This is a genomic window from Ideonella sp. (genome assembly GCF_041918995.1).
Lineage (GTDB): Bacteria > Pseudomonadota > Gammaproteobacteria > Burkholderiales > Burkholderiaceae_C > Ideonella.
Map to the genome: position 1 here is coordinate 1 of NZ_JAYRUN010000012.1, position 14,446 is coordinate 14,446.

The 14,446-nt window shown below is 72.4% G+C and carries 15 protein-coding genes; 8 read left to right on the plus strand and 7 right to left on the minus strand.

Going from position 1 to position 14,446, the window contains the following annotated elements; all coding sequences use genetic code 11:
• On the minus strand, positions 1 to 3,000 hold a 3,000-nt coding region (gene putA / locus ACE3UN_RS12005; protein WP_374675187.1), incomplete at its 3' end, for a bifunctional proline dehydrogenase/L-glutamate gamma-semialdehyde dehydrogenase PutA.
• Between the two features lie 109 nt (positions 3,001 to 3,109).
• Between putA and ACE3UN_RS12010 the strand changes: the two genes are divergently transcribed.
• Positions 3,110 to 3,592 (plus strand): Lrp/AsnC ligand binding domain-containing protein, encoded by a 483-nt coding sequence (locus tag ACE3UN_RS12010; protein WP_374675188.1) that lies wholly within the window; start codon positions 3,110 to 3,112, stop codon positions 3,590 to 3,592.
• Positions 3,593 to 3,686: 94 nt separating this feature from the next.
• Positions 3,687 to 3,953, plus strand: coding sequence for a hypothetical protein (locus tag ACE3UN_RS12015; protein WP_374675189.1), 267 nt, complete (start codon positions 3,687 to 3,689; stop codon positions 3,951 to 3,953).
• A 19-nt stretch (positions 3,954 to 3,972) separates the two neighbouring features.
• Here the strand turns inward: ACE3UN_RS12015 and ACE3UN_RS12020 are convergent, their stop codons facing one another.
• The gene (locus ACE3UN_RS12020; RefSeq protein WP_374675190.1) at positions 3,973 to 4,698 is read right to left on the minus strand and encodes a YggS family pyridoxal phosphate-dependent enzyme; all 726 of its coding nucleotides are present in this window, start codon (positions 4,696 to 4,698) and stop codon (positions 3,973 to 3,975) included.
• Positions 4,699 to 4,750: 52 nt separating this feature from the next.
• Between ACE3UN_RS12020 and ACE3UN_RS12025 the strand changes: the two genes are divergently transcribed.
• The 4 genes from ACE3UN_RS12025 (at position 4,751) to ACE3UN_RS12040 (ending at position 8,894) form a co-directional block, all read left to right on the plus strand.
• A complete protein-coding gene (locus ACE3UN_RS12025) occupies positions 4,751 to 5,794 on the plus strand; it encodes a type IV pilus twitching motility protein PilT (protein ID WP_374675191.1) in 1,044 nt (347 codons plus the stop codon).
• Positions 5,795 to 5,819: 25 nt separating this feature from the next.
• Positions 5,820 to 6,512 carry a cyclic nucleotide-binding domain-containing protein gene (locus ACE3UN_RS12030; protein ID WP_374675192.1) on the plus strand — a complete coding sequence of 231 codons (693 nt, stop codon included), beginning with the start codon at positions 5,820 to 5,822 and terminating at the stop codon, positions 6,510 to 6,512.
• A 42-nt stretch (positions 6,513 to 6,554) separates the two neighbouring features.
• Positions 6,555 to 7,691 (plus strand): PilT/PilU family type 4a pilus ATPase, encoded by a 1,137-nt coding sequence (locus tag ACE3UN_RS12035; RefSeq protein WP_374675193.1) that lies wholly within the window; start codon positions 6,555 to 6,557, stop codon positions 7,689 to 7,691.
• Between the two features lie 303 nt (positions 7,692 to 7,994).
• Positions 7,995 to 8,894, plus strand: coding sequence for an NAD(P)-dependent oxidoreductase (locus ACE3UN_RS12040; RefSeq protein WP_374675194.1), 900 nt, complete (start codon positions 7,995 to 7,997; stop codon positions 8,892 to 8,894).
• 25 nt (positions 8,895 to 8,919) lie between these two features.
• Here the strand turns inward: ACE3UN_RS12040 and ACE3UN_RS12045 are convergent, their stop codons facing one another.
• Genes ACE3UN_RS12045 through ACE3UN_RS12055 form a run of 3 tightly spaced genes read right to left on the minus strand, consistent with a single transcriptional unit; the run spans position 8,920 to position 10,609 of the window.
• Positions 8,920 to 9,543 (minus strand): BON domain-containing protein, encoded by a 624-nt coding sequence (locus ACE3UN_RS12045; protein WP_374675195.1) that lies wholly within the window; start codon positions 9,541 to 9,543, stop codon positions 8,920 to 8,922.
• Between the two features lie 41 nt (positions 9,544 to 9,584).
• On the minus strand, positions 9,585 to 10,196 hold the full coding sequence (locus ACE3UN_RS12050; RefSeq protein ID WP_374675196.1) for an SIS domain-containing protein: 612 nt from the start codon (positions 10,194 to 10,196) through the stop codon (positions 9,585 to 9,587).
• Between the two features lie 44 nt (positions 10,197 to 10,240).
• The gene (locus ACE3UN_RS12055; protein ID WP_374675197.1) at positions 10,241 to 10,609 is read right to left on the minus strand and encodes a YraN family protein; all 369 of its coding nucleotides are present in this window, start codon (positions 10,607 to 10,609) and stop codon (positions 10,241 to 10,243) included.
• Here ACE3UN_RS12055 and rsmI point away from each other — a divergent pair.
• The gene (gene rsmI / locus ACE3UN_RS12060; protein ID WP_374675198.1) at positions 10,608 to 11,534 is read left to right on the plus strand and encodes a 16S rRNA (cytidine(1402)-2'-O)-methyltransferase; all 927 of its coding nucleotides are present in this window, start codon (positions 10,608 to 10,610) and stop codon (positions 11,532 to 11,534) included. The two genes, ACE3UN_RS12055 and rsmI, sit on opposite strands and share 2 nt — an antisense overlap.
• Positions 11,535 to 11,561: 27 nt before the next feature.
• On the opposite strand, the gene ACE3UN_RS12065 is transcribed toward rsmI, so the two are convergent.
• Complete coding sequence (locus tag ACE3UN_RS12065) at positions 11,562 to 11,972, minus strand: hypothetical protein (RefSeq protein WP_374675199.1); 411 nt, start codon at positions 11,970 to 11,972, stop codon at positions 11,562 to 11,564.
• 149 nt (positions 11,973 to 12,121) lie between these two features.
• Here ACE3UN_RS12065 and tldD point away from each other — a divergent pair, with 149 nt between their 5' ends.
• Positions 12,122 to 13,585 (plus strand): metalloprotease TldD, encoded by a 1,464-nt coding sequence (gene tldD / locus ACE3UN_RS12070; RefSeq protein WP_374675200.1) that lies wholly within the window; start codon positions 12,122 to 12,124, stop codon positions 13,583 to 13,585.
• A 25-nt stretch (positions 13,586 to 13,610) separates the two neighbouring features.
• Here the strand turns inward: tldD and ACE3UN_RS12075 are convergent, their stop codons facing one another.
• Positions 13,611 to 14,345: a hypothetical protein gene (locus ACE3UN_RS12075; RefSeq protein WP_374675201.1), complete on the minus strand. Its 735-nt coding sequence runs from the start codon at positions 14,343 to 14,345 to the stop codon at positions 13,611 to 13,613.
• Positions 14,346 to 14,446: the final 101 nt, after the last annotated feature.

Sequence of the window (14,446 nt, forward strand, 5' to 3'; positions counted from 1 at the left end):
GGGCAGCGCGGCGGCCTCGACCGCGCCGGTGTGGCCGGCCCCGGGGCCGCCCACACCGGCCCCGCCCACGCGGGCGAAGCGGCGCAGGTAGTGCGGACCGCCGGCCTTGGGGCCGGTGCCGGACAGGGCCTCGCCGCCGAAAGGCTGCACGCCCACCACCGCACCGATCATGTTCCGGTTGACGTAGACGTTGCCGATGCGCGCGCGCTGGGCCAGGCGCTCGGCGCGGCTGTCGATGCGCGTCTGCACCCCGAAAGTGAGGCCGTAGCCGAGGGCGTTGATGCGCTCCACCACCGCCTCCGGTTCACCGGACCAGCGCACCACGTGCAGCACGGGGCCGAAGATCTCGGTGGTGAGCGACGCCACCGACGGCAGCTCGAACGCCACCGGCGCCACCAGCCGCGGAAAGGCGCCCGCCTCGATGGCCGTCTCGCCCAGCAGGCGCGCCTCGCGCTTGAGCCGCTGCACATGGCCGGTGATGCCGGCGTGGGCCTCGTCGTCGATGACCGGGCCCACGTCGGTGGCCAGCTGCGCCGGGTCGCCCACGCGCAGCTCGGCCAGCGCGCCGCGCAGCATCTCGACCACGCCATCGGCCACCTGCTCGTGCACGCACAGCAGGCGCAGCGCCGAGCAGCGCTGGCCGGCGGAACGGAAGGCGCTCTGCACCACCGCGTCCACGACCTGCTCGGGCAGGGCGGTGGAGTCGACCACCATGGCGTTCAGCCCCCCCGTCTCGGCGATGAGCGGCAGCGGCCGGCCGTCGGCACCGAGCCGGCCCGCGAGCGCGCGCTGGATCAGCCGCGCCACCTGCGTGGAGCCGGTGAAGCACACGCCTGCCGTGGCGGGGTGCGCCACCAGCGCGGCGCCCACGGTCTCGCCCGGGCCATGCAGCAGCCGCAGCGCGTCGGCCGGCACGCCGGCGTCGTGCAGCAGCGCCACCATGCGCGCCGCCACCGCCGGCGTCTGCTCGGCCGGCTTGGCCGCCACGGTGTTGCCGGCCACCAGCGCCGCCACCACCTGGCCGGCGAAGATCGCCAGCGGGAAGTTCCACGGGCTGATGCAGACGAAGACACCGCAGCCGGGCTCGGCGGTCTCGCGATCGGCCTGGGCGGCGTAGTAGCGGCAGAAGTCCACCGCCTCGCGCACCTCGGCGACGCAGTCCCCCAGCGTCTTGTGCGCCTCCCTGACCAGCAGGCCGCAGAACGCCGCGAGCTGCGCGTCCAGCAGGTCGCCGGCGCGCCGCACGATGGCGGCCCGCTCGGCCGCCGGCCGGGCCGCCCAGGCGGCGTGGCCGGCCTGCAGCGCGGCCATTGCGGCCTCGACATCCGCCGCCGACGCCTCCGCCACGGGCGGCACGGCCGTGGCGGCCACGGCCTGGCACAGCGGCTCGCGGTGCGCCAGGCAGGTGATGTCCACGCCGGTGCTGTTGCGCCGTGCCGCACCGTACAGCGCGGCCGGCAGCGGCAGCCCTTCGGTGGCCTCGGGCGGGCCGTCGTGCGCCAGGGCGAGCGGCGAGGCCAGCAGCTCTGCCGGCGCGACGCGCGGATCGGCCAGCTGGTGCACGAAGGAGGAGTTCGCGCCGTTCTCGAGCAGGCGGCGCACCAGGTAGGCCAGCAGGTCGCGGTGCTCGCCCACCGGCGCGTACACGCGGCAGGCCAGCCCGCCGGTCTTGAGCGCTTCGCGGTACACGCCGTCGCCCATGCCATGCAGGCGCTGCATCTCGAAATCGGCCCCGGGCCGGGCGCCCGCCTCGTCGGCCATGGCCAGCAGCGCGGCGATGGTGCCGGCGTTGTGCGTCGCGAACTGCGGGTAGATCACGCCGCGGTGGTCCAGCAGCGCACGCGCGCAGGCCAGGTAGGACACATCGGTGTGCGCCTTGCGGGTGAACACGGGGTAGCCGTCCAGGCCGAGCTCCTGTGCCCGCTTGACCTCGCCGTCCCAGTACGCGCCCTTGACCAGCCGCACCATGAAGCGCAGGCCGTGGCGGCGGGCGATGGCCGCCACCTCGTCGACGACCGACAGCGCCCGGGTCTGGTAGGCCTGCACCGCCAGACCGAAGCCCATCCACTGCGGGTGGTGCACGGCGATCCGCTCGGCCAGCGCCTCGAACACGTCCAGCGACAGCTCCAGGCGCTCGACCTCCTCGGCGTCGATGGTGAGGTTGAGCCCGGCCGGTGCGGCGCGCTCGACCAGCGTCCACACCCGCGGCAGCAGCTCGGCGAAGACCCGCTCGCGCTGCAACTCCTCGTAGCGGGAGAACAGTGCCGACAGCTTGATGGAAATGCCGTCGCGCTCGGCCGGCGTCGCGCCCTGGGCCTGCGCCGCGATGGCATCGATGGCATGGAGGTAGGCCGCCAGGTAACGCTCGGCGTCGCGCTCCGTGCGCGCGCCCTCGCCCAGCATGTCGTAGGAAAAGCGCAGCTGCGGCTGCTCGCGCCGCTGGCCGGCCGCCTCGCCCATGGCCTCACCGATGGTGCGTCCCAGCACGAACTGGCGGCCCAGCAGCTGGATGGCCCGCACGGTGGCCGCCACCACGGTGCGCGCGCCCAGGCGCTTGAGCAGGCCGGGCTCCTCCTGTGCGTCCGGCAGGAACTTCTTGGACAGGCCGATCGCCGTGGCCGACAGGCCCGCCAGCAGGCCCCCGGAGCCGTCGGCGCTGTCGAACTCCGCGCGCCCGAGCTGGTCGGCCGTGAGCGCGACGGCGGTCTCCACGTCCGGCACGCGCAGCAGCGCCTCCGCCAGCCGCATCAGGGCCAGGCCCTCGGCGCTGGAGATGGGGTACTCCTTGAGCAGGGACTCCATGGCCCAGAACGGTGCGGGGTGCTGGCGCACGGATTGCACCCAGGGCGTGGCGCGGGCCACGACGCCCTCCCAGCCGACGGCCCCGAGGCGCTGCCGGGCCGTCGACAGCGCCGCGTGCTCGCGGCGGTAGGGCTCGGGCAGCCGGGCCGCCGCAGGGGGCACCACGAAGGGGCGCGACAGGGCAGGAGAGGGGCGCATGGCGGTAGAAACCTGAATGGAAGGATTGGCAGCTTACGCGGACAATTCCAGAAAAAGATTCGGTCTTCTCAGCCCGAAACAAAGTTTTCGCAAGCCAGAACCCCTCACGATGAACGACCAATCACTGGCGGATCGCGGTCTCGACAAAATCGACCTGCGCATCCTGCGTGTCCTGCAGAAAGACGGGCGGATCAGCAACCTGAAGCTGGCCGAAGAGGTGCATCTGTCGCCCACGGCCGTGCTCGAGCGCGTCAAGCGCCTCACGCGGGACGGGTTCATCCTGGGCTACGAGGCCAAGCTCAACCCGCTCAAGCTGGGCGCCGGGCTCATGGTGTTCGTCGAGGTGCTGCTGGACCGCACCGTGCACGACGTGATGGACAGCTTCCGCGCCGCCGTGCAGGTGCGCCCGGAGATCCTGGAATGCCATCTGGTGGCGGGCGGCTTCGACTACCTGCTCAAGACGCGGGTGTCCGACATGGCGGCCTACCGCAGCTTCGTGGGCGACGTGATCTGGTCGTTGCCCGGCGTGCGCGAGACGCGCACCTACGCCGTGATGGAAGAAGTGAAGAACAGCACCTCGCTGAGCTTCTGAGGCGCGGCGGCGGGCAGCCCCACCTTCTGGGGGGCCGGGGGCCCCTCCTCGGGGCGATGGCGGGTGCCGGCGGCGGCCGGCAGCATCCGGGTCCATGCCGACGACACCGGCCCATGACACCCCCGACCCCAGCGACGACCCCGCCATGCTGCCCGCCGCCTTCCCCTCCCCCATCCCCGCCGCCCCGCCCTGGAGCCTGCCGCTGGCAACCCGGCCGCTGCGTGCGGCCGAGCCCGCCGGCCCGCTGGGCGGCTGGCATGCGTCCAGCCTGGACCTGCGCCTGGGCCTGGAGGTGCGTGACCTCGGGCCCGTGGAATGGCTGGAGGACGGCCCGGCCCTGGGTGGCGGGCCGCAGGCCTGAGCCCGCGGCCGAGCGCCGCTCAGCCCGCGCGGCGCGGCCGCTCGCCGAACACCGCGGTGCCCACCCGCACCAACGTGGCGCCCTCGGCGATGGCGGCCTCCAGGTCGGCGCTCATGCCCATGGACAGCGTATCCAGCGTGGCGCCGGCCGGCCCCAGGGTGGCCCGCAACGCCTCCAGCGCCTGCCGCAGCCGCCGGTGCGGGGCCCGCTGCACCACGGCATCCGCGGACGGCTCGGGAATGGCCATCAGGCCGCGCAGGCGCAGACGAGGCAAGCCCGCCACGGCCCGCGCCAGCGCCGGCAGCTCATCGAAGGCCACGCCGCTCTTGCTCGCCTCCCCGCTCACGTTGACCTGCAGGCACACCTCAAGCGGTGGCAGGCCGGCCGGGCGCTGCGCCGACAGGCGCTCGGCGGTCTTCAGCCGGTCCACGCTGTGCACCCAGTCGAAGGCCTCGGCCACCGCGCGTGTCTTGTTGGACTGCAGCGGCCCGATGAGGTGCCACTCCAGCTGCGCCCGCTGGTCGGCCAGGGCCTGGATCTTGTCCAGCGCCTCCTGCACGTAGTTTTCGCCGAAGGCGCGCTGTCCGGCGGCCAGGGCCTCGGCCACGGCGGCGGCCGGACAGGTCTTGCTGACCGCCAGCAGCGTGACATGCTCAGGGCTTCGGCCGGCTTCCTGGCAGGCACGGCCCATGCGCTGGCGCACCCGTGCCAGGTTCTCGGCGATACTGGACTGGTTCGTTTCCATCGGCGGCCGAGCATACGCGACACGCTGCGCACACCGCCCCTCGCATCGCACCATGGACATCACTCAGCTGCTGGCCTTCTCGGTGAAGAACAAGGCCTCCGACCTGCACCTGTCGGCCGGCCTGCCGCCGATGATCCGCGTACACGGCGACGTGCGACGCATCAATGTCGAGGCCATGACGCACAAGCAGGTGCACGCCATGGTGTACGACATCATGAACGACACCCAGCGCAAGCAGTACGAGGACACGCTGGAGTGTGACTTCTCGTTCGAGGTGCAGGGCCTGGCGCGTTTCCGGGTGAATGCGTTCCACCAGAACCGCGGCGCCGCGGCGGTGTTCCGCACGATTCCCTCCAAGATCCTCACGCTGGCGCAGCTGAACTGCCCGCCGGTGTTCGCCGACCTGGCCCTGAAGCCGCGCGGCCTGGTGCTGGTGACGGGGCCCACCGGCTCGGGCAAGTCCACCACCCTGGCCGCCATCATCGACCACCTGAACGAGAGCCACTACGGCCACGTCCTCACGCTCGAGGACCCGATCGAGTTCGTGCACGAATCGAAGAAGTGCCTGGTGAACCAGCGCGAGGTGGGGCCGCACACGCTGAGCTTCTCCAATGCCCTGCGCGCTGCGCTGCGCGAGGACCCGGATGCCATCCTGGTGGGCGAGCTGCGCGACCTGGAGACCATCCGCCTGGCGCTGACCGCCGCGGAGACCGGTCACCTGGTCTTTGGCACGCTGCACACCTCGAGCGCCGCCAAGACCATCGACCGCGTGGTGGACGTGTTCCCCGCCGCCGAGAAGGACATGGTGCGCGCCATGCTCTCCGAGTCCATGGTGGCCATCATCTCGCAGACCCTGTGCAAGACCAAGGACGGCTCGGGCCGCGTGGCAGCGCACGAGATCATGCTGGGCACCGCGGCCATCCGCAACCTGATCCGCGAGAACAAGATCGCCCAGATGTACTCGTCCATCCAGACGGGCCAGAACCTGGGCATGCAGACCCTGGACCAGTGCCTGGCCGACCTGGTGCGGCGCAACGTCGTGAGCCCGGCCGAGGCGCGCCAGAAGGCCAAGTTCCCCGAGAACTTCCCCGGCTGAGCCGGGCCCTGCTGCCCTGTTGCCCATGCGCGCCCGGTTTTCCCTGTTGTCCGCCCTGCCGGATCTGCTGGCGCTGTTCCAGCGGCCCAAGGCCGCGCCCCGCCCCCGGCCGGACGACTCGCGCTTCTTCGCCACGCAGTTCGTGGATCGCCACGAGGACACGCGGCTGTACGTGCCGTGGAGCCGGGCACCCGAGCTGCATGCGCGGCCGCACGACCGCCAGCGCGGCATCGACGCCGTGGTGCGGCTGATGGCGCTGGACCGGGGGCTCGCGCGCCTGGGTGAGCCGGCGCTGCGCCTGGCCGCCGGGCACATGGATTTCGTCGAGGCCGATGCCGGGCAGCGCCTGCTGCGCCAGGACGAGCAGGGCGACTTCCTGCTCATCGTGCTGCAGGGCACCGTGGCCGACGAGCGCGCGCAGCCGTCCGGCGCGCGCGTGCGCCTGGGCGAGGCCCGTGCGGGCGAGCTCCTGGGCGAGCTGTCGGTGCTCGATGGCGGCACGCGGCTGAGCGCCTGCACCGCGCTGACCCCCGTGACGCTCGCCGTGCTGGCGCAGCCGGCGCTGGACAAGCTGCTCGAGGACGAGCCGCGCCTGGCCGCGGCCCTCATCGGCTGGATCGGCAAGCGCCTGTCGCAGCGGCTGCGCCAGACCAGTGCGCGGCTGTCGGTGCTGCTGACCCGCCTGCCCGCCGAGGCGGGCGGCCGCGCCGTCCCCTGAGCCCTCCACTTCGCCCTTTCCCCGCTTTCTCGGAGACACCGCATGGAACGCGACCAGGCCTCGAAATTCGTCAGCGACCTGCTGCGCCTGCTCGTCACGCGCAACGGCTCGGACCTGTTCCTCACCGCCGATTTCCCGCCCGCGATCAAGGTGGACGGCAAGGTGAGCAAGGTGTCGCCGCAGCCCCTGACGGGCGCGCACACCATGACGCTGGCGCGCGCCATCATGAACGACAAGCAGGCGGCGGAGTTCGAGCGCACCAAGGAGTGCAACTTCGCCATCTCGCCCGCCGGGATCGGGCGCTTCCGCGTGAGCGCCTTCATGCAGCAGGGCCACGTGGGCATGGTGCTGCGCACCATCCCCGCGCACATTCCCACCGTGGACGAGCTGAACCTGCCGGCGATCCTGAAGGACGTGGCCATGACCAAGCGTGGCCTGGTCATCATGGTGGGGGCCACCGGCTCGGGCAAGAGCACCTCGCTGGCCGCGATGATCGACTGGCGCAACGAGAACGCGGCCGACCACATCATCACGGTGGAGGACCCGGTGGAGTTCGTGCACCCGCACAAGAACTGCATCATCACCCAGCGCGAGGTGGGCATCGACACCGAGGACTGGGACATCGCGCTGAAGAACTCGCTGCGCCAGGCGCCGGACGTCATCCTCATGGGTGAGATCCGCGACCGCAAGACCATGGAGCTGGCCGTCGCCTTCGCCGAGACGGGCCACCTGTGCATGGCCACGCTGCACGCCAACAGCGCCAACCAGGCACTGGACCGCATCATCAACTTCTTCCCCGAGGAGCGCCGCGACCAGCTGCTGATGGACGTGTCGCTGAACCTCAAGGCCATGATCTCGCAGCGCCTGGTGCCGCGCCAGGAGGGCAAGGGCCGCATGGCGGCGGTGGAGATCATGCTCAACACGCCGCTGATGGCCGACCTGATCTTCAAGGGCCAGGTGGGTGAGCTGAAGGAGCTGATGAAGCGCTCGCGCGAACTGGGCATGCAGACCTTCGACCAGGCGCTGTTCGACCTCTACGAGGGCAACGCCATCTCGTACGAGGACGCCCTGCGCAACGCCGACTCCATCAACGACCTGCGCCTGCAGATCAAGCTCAACAGCCAGCGCGCCCGCGTGAGCGACCTGTCCGCCGGCACCGAGCATTTGACGATTGTGTGAATAGTGCCCCCACGCCCCCTTGCCAGGGGGCTGCCCCCCGGGGGGGCTCGTGCAGCGGACCGGCGAAGCCGGATCCGCGCACGGCACTTGATGAGCGGCGGCTCCTGCGGAGCGCCGCCGTGTGAGGTGGGCAAGGGGCGTGCAGCGGACCGGCGAAGCCGGATCCGCGCACGGCACTTGATGAGCGGCGGCTCCTGCGGAGCGCCGCCGTGTGAGGTGGGCAGGGGGCTCGTGCAGCGGACCGGCGAAGCCGGATCCGCGCACGCCACTTGATGAGCGGCGGCTCCTGCGAAGCGCCGCGGAATGATGGAGCGAGAGATGAAGACGTATGAGCCGATTTCGCCGTGCCGCGTGGCGTTCCTGGGCCTGGGGGTGATGGGGGCGCCGATGGCGGCGCACCTGGCGGCGGCGGGCCATGCGGTGACGGTCTACAACCGCACCGGCGCGAAGGCGCAGGCCTGGGTGGCCGAGCACGGTGGTGCGATGGCCGGCACACCGCGGGCCGCCGCCGAAGGGGCCGAATTCGTCTTTGCCTGCGTGGGCAACGACGACGACCTGCGCGCCGTGACCCTCGGCGACGACGGTGCATTCGCCGGCATGGCGCCGGGCGCGGTGTTCGTGGACCACACCACCGCCTCGGCCGAGGTGGCGCGCGAGCTGCATGCCCAGGCGCGCACGCGGGGCCTGCATTTCGTCGACGCCCCCGTGTCCGGCGGCCAGGCCGGGGCCGTGAACGGGGTGCTCACCGTCATGTGCGGTGGTGACACCGAGCCGTTCGAGGCCATGAAGCCGGTGGCCATGGCGTTCGCCCGCGCCGTCACCCGCCTGGGCGACAGCGGCGCCGGTCAGTTGGCCAAGATGGTGAACCAGATCTGCATCGCGGGCCTGGTGCAGGGGCTGGCCGAGGCCATCGCCTTCGGCCAGCGTGCCGGCCTGGACATGGGCGCCGTGCTCGACGTGATCGGCAAGGGCGCCGCCCAGAGCTGGCAGATGGACAACCGCGGCAAGACCATGGTGGACGGCCGCTTCGACTTCGGCTTTGCGGTCGACTGGATGCGCAAGGACCTGGGCCTGGTGCTGGACGAAGCGCGGCGCAATGGCGCCAAGCTGCCCGTGACGGCGCTGGTGGACCAGTTCTACGCGGATGTGCAGGCCCAGGGTGGCGGTCGCTGGGACACGTCCAGCCTGATCCGCCGCCTCTGAGCCGCGGGCCGGCGGCCCGCTGGGCTCACTTCTTCTCCAGCGCCTTCAGCTCGGCCTCGGAGATGATCTCGAACACGCGCACCACCTTCTGCACGCCGCTCACGCCGCGCGCCACCTCGGCCGCGCGGTTGGCTTCGCGCTCGGTCACGCGGCCCATCAGGTAGACGGTGGCCCGCTCGGTGACCACCTTGATGGCGCTGGGCTGCAGGTTGCCGTCGTCGATCATGGCGGCCTTCACCTTGCTGGTCAGCAGGGTGTCGTTCGAGCGCGAGGTGAGCGAGCTCAGGCCCATCACGGCCGCCTCGTTGACCACCGAGCGCACGTTCTCCACGCCGGCCATGGCCTTCTCGGCGGCGGCGCGGTCCTCCTCGCTGGCCACCTCGCCGCTGACCAGCACCAGCCGGTTGTAGCTGGTGACGTTCAGGTGGGCGCGCTCGCCCAGGGCGTCCTTCAGCCGCGGGCCGGCCTTGAACTCGATGGCCTGGTCTTCGAGCTGCGCGCCGGAGGTGCGGCGGTCGGTGTAGAGCAGCGCGCCGGACATGGCGGCGCCGCCGATGACGAGCGGCGCGCAGCCGCTGGCCAGGGTGGTGGCGGCCAGCGCGGCGCCCAGGGCGAGCAGCAGGGGGCGGACGGGGCGGTGAGAGGTCATGGTCGTTCCGATGGGAGGGCGGTGGTCTGAGGGCGCACCGGTCAATCCGGTTCCGCGTCCCCCAGCAATTGCAGGTCGATGGCGTCGCACAAGGCATGCAGCACCAGCAGGTGCACCTCGTGCACGCGGGGCAGCCGCTCGTGCGGCACGGGAATCCACAGGTCCGTCTCCTGCAGCAGCGCGGGCAGCGTGGCGGCACCGTCGGCGGTGGAGCCCGACAGCAGCACCACGCTCATCTCCTTGGCGTGGGCCTCGCGGATGGCAGCGGCCAGCGTGGCATCGTCGCCCGAGGCGCTGCAGGCCAGCAGCAGGTCGCCGGGCTGGCCCAGCGCGCGCAGCTGCAGGGCGAGCGACAGCGTGGGGTCGCCCGCGAGCTCGTCGTGCGGGTAGGGTGGCAGCGCCAGCCACGGCCCGAGCGACATGGCCGCCAAGGGCGGGCGCTCGCGCTCGAAGCGCAGCATCAGCGCGGCGCTGAACCACTGCGCCAGCCACTGACCGCCGCCCTGGCCGCAGGCCAGCAGGCGGCCGCCCGAGGTGAGGCAGGCCACGACGGCCTGCGCGGCGTCCGCCACGGGCCGGGCGAGGCCATCGGCCACCTGGTAGACGAGGTCGGCGCTTTCGAAGAACTGCTGCTGGATCCGGGCTTCGAGCATGGTCGCCGATCATAAGCGGGGCACGCCCGCGGGCCGGCTGGCGCTCAGGCGGTGAACGCGCCCGGCAGCCACTGCAGCTGCGCGCCGTCGATGGCCACCACGTCGAACCGGCAGGGTGGCAGCCGGTCGAACCGCAGCAGGTAGTGCTGCGCCGCGTAGATGAGCCGCCGCTGCTTGCCGGCCTGCACGCTGGCGGCCGCACCACCGGCGCGGGCGTCGGCCCGCGCGCGCACCTCCACGAACACCAGCGTGCCGTCCGGACCGCGCATGACGAGATCCACTTCGCCGGCGCGCCGCGAGGGCCCGCGGGCCACCCGATAATTGCGCTCGACCAGCACCAGCCCCTGGCGCTGCAGATGCGCCAGGGCGCGGTCCTCGGCGCCTGCGCCGGTCGCCTGCCTGGAACCGAACATGTCCTCCCCTTCCCCCGCGGCCACCGTCTGGCGCGAAGCCGCCCGCGCTGCCGCGGGCGGCCAGCACCACCCCGGCGGCACCCTCTATGTGGTGGCCACCCCCATCGGCAACCTGGCCGACCTGAGCCTGCGAGCCCTGCACGTGCTGGGCGCAGTGGACGCGGTCGCCTGCGAGGATACGCGGGTCACCGGGGGGCTGCTGCGTCACCTGGGGCTGGACAAGCCGCTGATCGCGCTGCACGAGCACAACGAGCACGCGGCCAGCGCGACGGTGCTGGCACGCCTGGCCGCCGGCGAGCGCGTGGCCTATGTGAGTGATGCCGGCACGCCGGCGGTGTCCGACCCGGGCGCGCGCCTGGTCGCCCAGGCCCAGGCGGCGGGCTGCCGCGTCATGCCCTTGCCGGGGCCCAGCAGTGTGGTCACGGCGCTCAGCGTGGCGGGCGATGCGGCGGGCGCCGGCGGCTTTCACTTCGCCGGCTTCCTGCCCGCCAAGGGGGCCGAGCGCAGTGCCGCCCTGCAGCGGGCGCTCGACCAGCCGGTGCCCTGCGTGCTGTTCGAGGCGCCGCACCGCCTGGCCGCCCTGCTGGCCCAGCTGGCCGAGGCGGCGCCCCAGCGCCGCGTGACGCTGTGCCGCGAGCTGACCAAGCAGTTCGAGCAGGTGCACACGGCGCCCGCGACGGACCTGCCGGCATGGCTGGCGGCCGACCCCATGCACGGCAAGGGCGAGTTCGTGCTGGTGCTGCACGCCGCGCCGCTGGCGCCGGCGCAGGCCGGTGACGACGGCGTCGACGAGGCCGCCGCGCGCACGCTCGCGGTGCTGCTGCGCGAGCTGCCGCTGAAGCAGGCGGTGGGCCTGGCGGCGGAGATCACCGCCGCCCCCCGCAACGCGCTGTACACCCGGGCGCTGCGGCTGCGCGACGGCTGACCCGCGGCGCGGCGCCCGCGAGCACCTTTACTTTCCGGTGCCGCCAGCCGCCGCGTCCTTGGTCGCGTCCTTGGTGGCGCCATCGTTCTTCTGGCGGTGGATGTCCTTGGCGGCGTGGCGCTGCGCGTGGCGGATGCGCTTGCGCTCCCTGTCGGTCACGGTGCCATCGGCCTCGGCGCGGTTCTGCATGTGGTCGATGCCCTTCTGCTCGGCACGCAGGCGACGCCCTTCCTTCCTGGTCAGGTCACCGGATTCGCGTCCGGCGCGGATGCGGTCCTGCTGGCGCTGTTCGCGGCTGTCGATGAGCGGCGTGGCCGTGCCGCGGTCGGGCGTGGCGGCCGGGGCCGGCACGCTGGGCGTGGGCACGTCGGTCTGGGCCAGGGCGGCGGCAGAGGTGGCGGCCAGCACGGCGGCGGCCACGGCATGGCGGAACAGCATGGGCGATCCTTTCTTTCTGGTGTGTTCTGTGGGGCGCCGCCCGGCGGGCGGTGTCGGCTGACAACGCCCCGACTTGAGCACACGCGGACCGGAAATGTGAAAAGGCATGTAAACACCGCGGGCGGCCCCTGCCTTCCTACAATCGGCCGATGATCGCGCGCGAACCCACCCTCGAGCGTCTGGCGGTGGCGCACAGCCTGCTGCTGGATCCCTTCCACCTTGGCGAGCCGGCGCTGGCGCGGGCCCTGGCCACCATCGGCGAGCACCGGGTCGACGACGCCGACCTGTACTTCCAGTACACCCGCCACGAGGGCTGGAGCCTGGAGGAAGGCATCGTCAAGAGCGGCAGCTTCTCCATCGACCAGGGCGTGGGCGTGCGCGCGGTGGCGGGCGAGAAGACCGCGTTCGCCTACTCCGACGACCTCTCCGAGGCCGCGCTGATGGACGCCGCGCGCACCGTGCGCGCCATCGCCGCGGCCGGCCAGAGCCGGCGCGTCAAGCTGCGCAGCCGCACCCAGGTGGCCGGCAGCCGCACGCTGTACCCGCCGCTGGACCCCATCGCCACGCTGGACAGCACCCAGAAGGTGGAGCTGCTCGAGCGCGTGGAGCGCATGGCGCGCTCGCGCGACCCGCGCATCGTGCAGGTGATGGCCGGCCTGGCGGCCGAGTACGACGTGGTGCTCATCGCCCGGGCCGATGGCACCCGGGCCGCGGACGTGCGGCCGCTGGTGCGGCTGTCGGTGACCGTGATCGCCGAGCAGAATGGCCGCCGCGAGGTGGGCTCCGGCGGTGGCGGCGGGCGCTTCGGCCTGGGCTACTTCCAGGACGCCCAGCTCACCGAGTACGTGGACCAGGCAGTGAACGCCGCGCTCACCAACCTGGAATCGCGCCCCGCCCCGGCGGGCCAGATGACGGTGGTGCTGGGCTCGGGCTGGCCGGGCGTGATGCTGCACGAGGCGGTGGGCCATGGCCTGGAGGGCGACTTCAACCGCAAGGGGTCCTCCACCTTCGCCGGCCGCATCGGCCAGCGCGTGGCCGCCAAGGGCGTGACCGTGCTCGATGACGGCACGCTGGCCGACCGGCGCGGCTCGCTCAACATCGACGACGAGGGGCACGCCACGCAGCGCAACGTGCTCATCGAGGATGGCATCCTGCGCGGCTACATGCAGGACAGCCTGAACGCCCGCCTGATGGGCGTGAAGCCCACCGGCAACGGCCGGCGCGAGAGTTATGCCCACGTGCCCATGCCGCGCATGACCAACACCTACATGCTCGCCGGCGACAAGACCCAGGACGAGATCGTCGCCAGCATCAAGCGCGGCATCTACGCCACCAACTTCGGCGGTGGCCAGGTCGACATCACCAGCGGCAAGTTCGTGTTCTCGGCGTCCGAGGCGTTCTGGGTCGAGAACGGCCGCATCCTCTACCCGGTGAAGGGCGCCACGCTGATCGGCAACGGCCCCGACGCACTGACCCGGGTCAGCATGATCGGCAACGACCTCAAGCTGGACTCCGGCGTGGGCGTGTGCGGCAAGGACGGCCAGAGCGTGCCGGTGGGCGTGGGCCAGCCCACGCTGCGCATCGACGGGCTGACGGTGGGCGGCACGGCCTGACGCGAGGCCGCGTCCGCGCGGCGGTTCAACGCCGGCGCGACCAGTCCACGCCCTCGCGCAGCACGGTGGCCGGCGAGCCGCCCGCCATCACCTGCGCGGGCAGCTCGCCCCGCACGACCGAGCCCGGCTCCACCAGCGTGCCGGTGCCGATCCTGGTGTCGGGCAGCACGATGACGCGCCGCCCCAGCCACACGTGGCGGTCGACCTGGATGCGGCGCCGTTCGGTGTTGATGGGCTCGCCGCTGGCGCGGTCGATCACCGCCCCTGGCTCGCTGGTGTCGAACAGGCAGTCCTCGCTGATCTGTGCGTCGTCGCCGATCTGCACGTCCACGCGCGACAGGTAGAAGCGCGAGGCCGCGACCGTGGTGTTGTCGCCGATGAACAGCCGCGAGCGGCCGCTCAGCAGCACGTGCCCGCGCACCACGCAGCCGCTGCCGATGAGGAGCTTGCAGTGGTCGTCGGCCAGGGCCACGGTCAGCTGGGCGCGGGGGTCGAGCACGGCCAGGTGCAGCTCCTCGAAGCGGCGCTTCGCCCCCTGCAGCGTCAGCTTCAGGCCGTCGGCCGCGTCGAGCGCGTCCTCGGGCACGGTGAGCAGGCAGTTGTCGGCGAACTCGGCGTTCAGTCCCTGGACCAGCGGGGACTCGCGCAGGCGCAGCGTGTGCAGCGGCCGTTCGCGCGACACGGGCGCGAAACGTGCAAGGTCCGGCCGGAAGCCGGCGTAACGGAGCATCGGCTCGAGGGACTTGATCGGCGTGGCCATGGGGCGCGGATTCTACGGACTGCCCGCCCCGGGGCACGCCGATGTCGCGCTGTACCATTCCCCGCCTTGCCCCGCCACCATCGCGAGGCGGGGCCCTTGTC

Coding starts and splice junctions, on each gene's coding strand:
- ACE3UN_RS12010 (WP_374675188.1), top strand. CDS start 3,110: ATGAACGACCAATCACTGGCGGATCGCGGTCTCGACAAAATCGACCTG.
- ACE3UN_RS12015 (WP_374675189.1), top strand. CDS start 3,687: ATGCCGACGACACCGGCCCATGACACCCCCGACCCCAGCGACGACCCC.
- ACE3UN_RS12020 (WP_374675190.1), bottom strand. CDS start 4,698: ATGGAAACGAACCAGTCCAGTATCGCCGAGAACCTGGCACGGGTGCGC.
- ACE3UN_RS12025 (WP_374675191.1), top strand. CDS start 4,751: ATGGACATCACTCAGCTGCTGGCCTTCTCGGTGAAGAACAAGGCCTCC.
- ACE3UN_RS12030 (WP_374675192.1), top strand. CDS start 5,820: ATGCGCGCCCGGTTTTCCCTGTTGTCCGCCCTGCCGGATCTGCTGGCG.
- ACE3UN_RS12035 (WP_374675193.1), top strand. CDS start 6,555: ATGGAACGCGACCAGGCCTCGAAATTCGTCAGCGACCTGCTGCGCCTG.
- ACE3UN_RS12040 (WP_374675194.1), top strand. CDS start 7,995: ATGATGGAGCGAGAGATGAAGACGTATGAGCCGATTTCGCCGTGCCGC.
- ACE3UN_RS12045 (WP_374675195.1), bottom strand. CDS start 9,543: ATGACCTCTCACCGCCCCGTCCGCCCCCTGCTGCTCGCCCTGGGCGCC.
- ACE3UN_RS12050 (WP_374675196.1), bottom strand. CDS start 10,196: ATGCTCGAAGCCCGGATCCAGCAGCAGTTCTTCGAAAGCGCCGACCTC.
- rsmI (WP_374675198.1), top strand. CDS start 10,608: ATGTCCTCCCCTTCCCCCGCGGCCACCGTCTGGCGCGAAGCCGCCCGC.
- ACE3UN_RS12055 (WP_374675197.1), bottom strand. CDS start 10,609: ATGTTCGGTTCCAGGCAGGCGACCGGCGCAGGCGCCGAGGACCGCGCC.
- ACE3UN_RS12065 (WP_374675199.1), bottom strand. CDS start 11,972: ATGCTGTTCCGCCATGCCGTGGCCGCCGCCGTGCTGGCCGCCACCTCT.
- tldD (WP_374675200.1), top strand. CDS start 12,122: ATGATCGCGCGCGAACCCACCCTCGAGCGTCTGGCGGTGGCGCACAGC.
- ACE3UN_RS12075 (WP_374675201.1), bottom strand. CDS start 14,345: ATGGCCACGCCGATCAAGTCCCTCGAGCCGATGCTCCGTTACGCCGGC.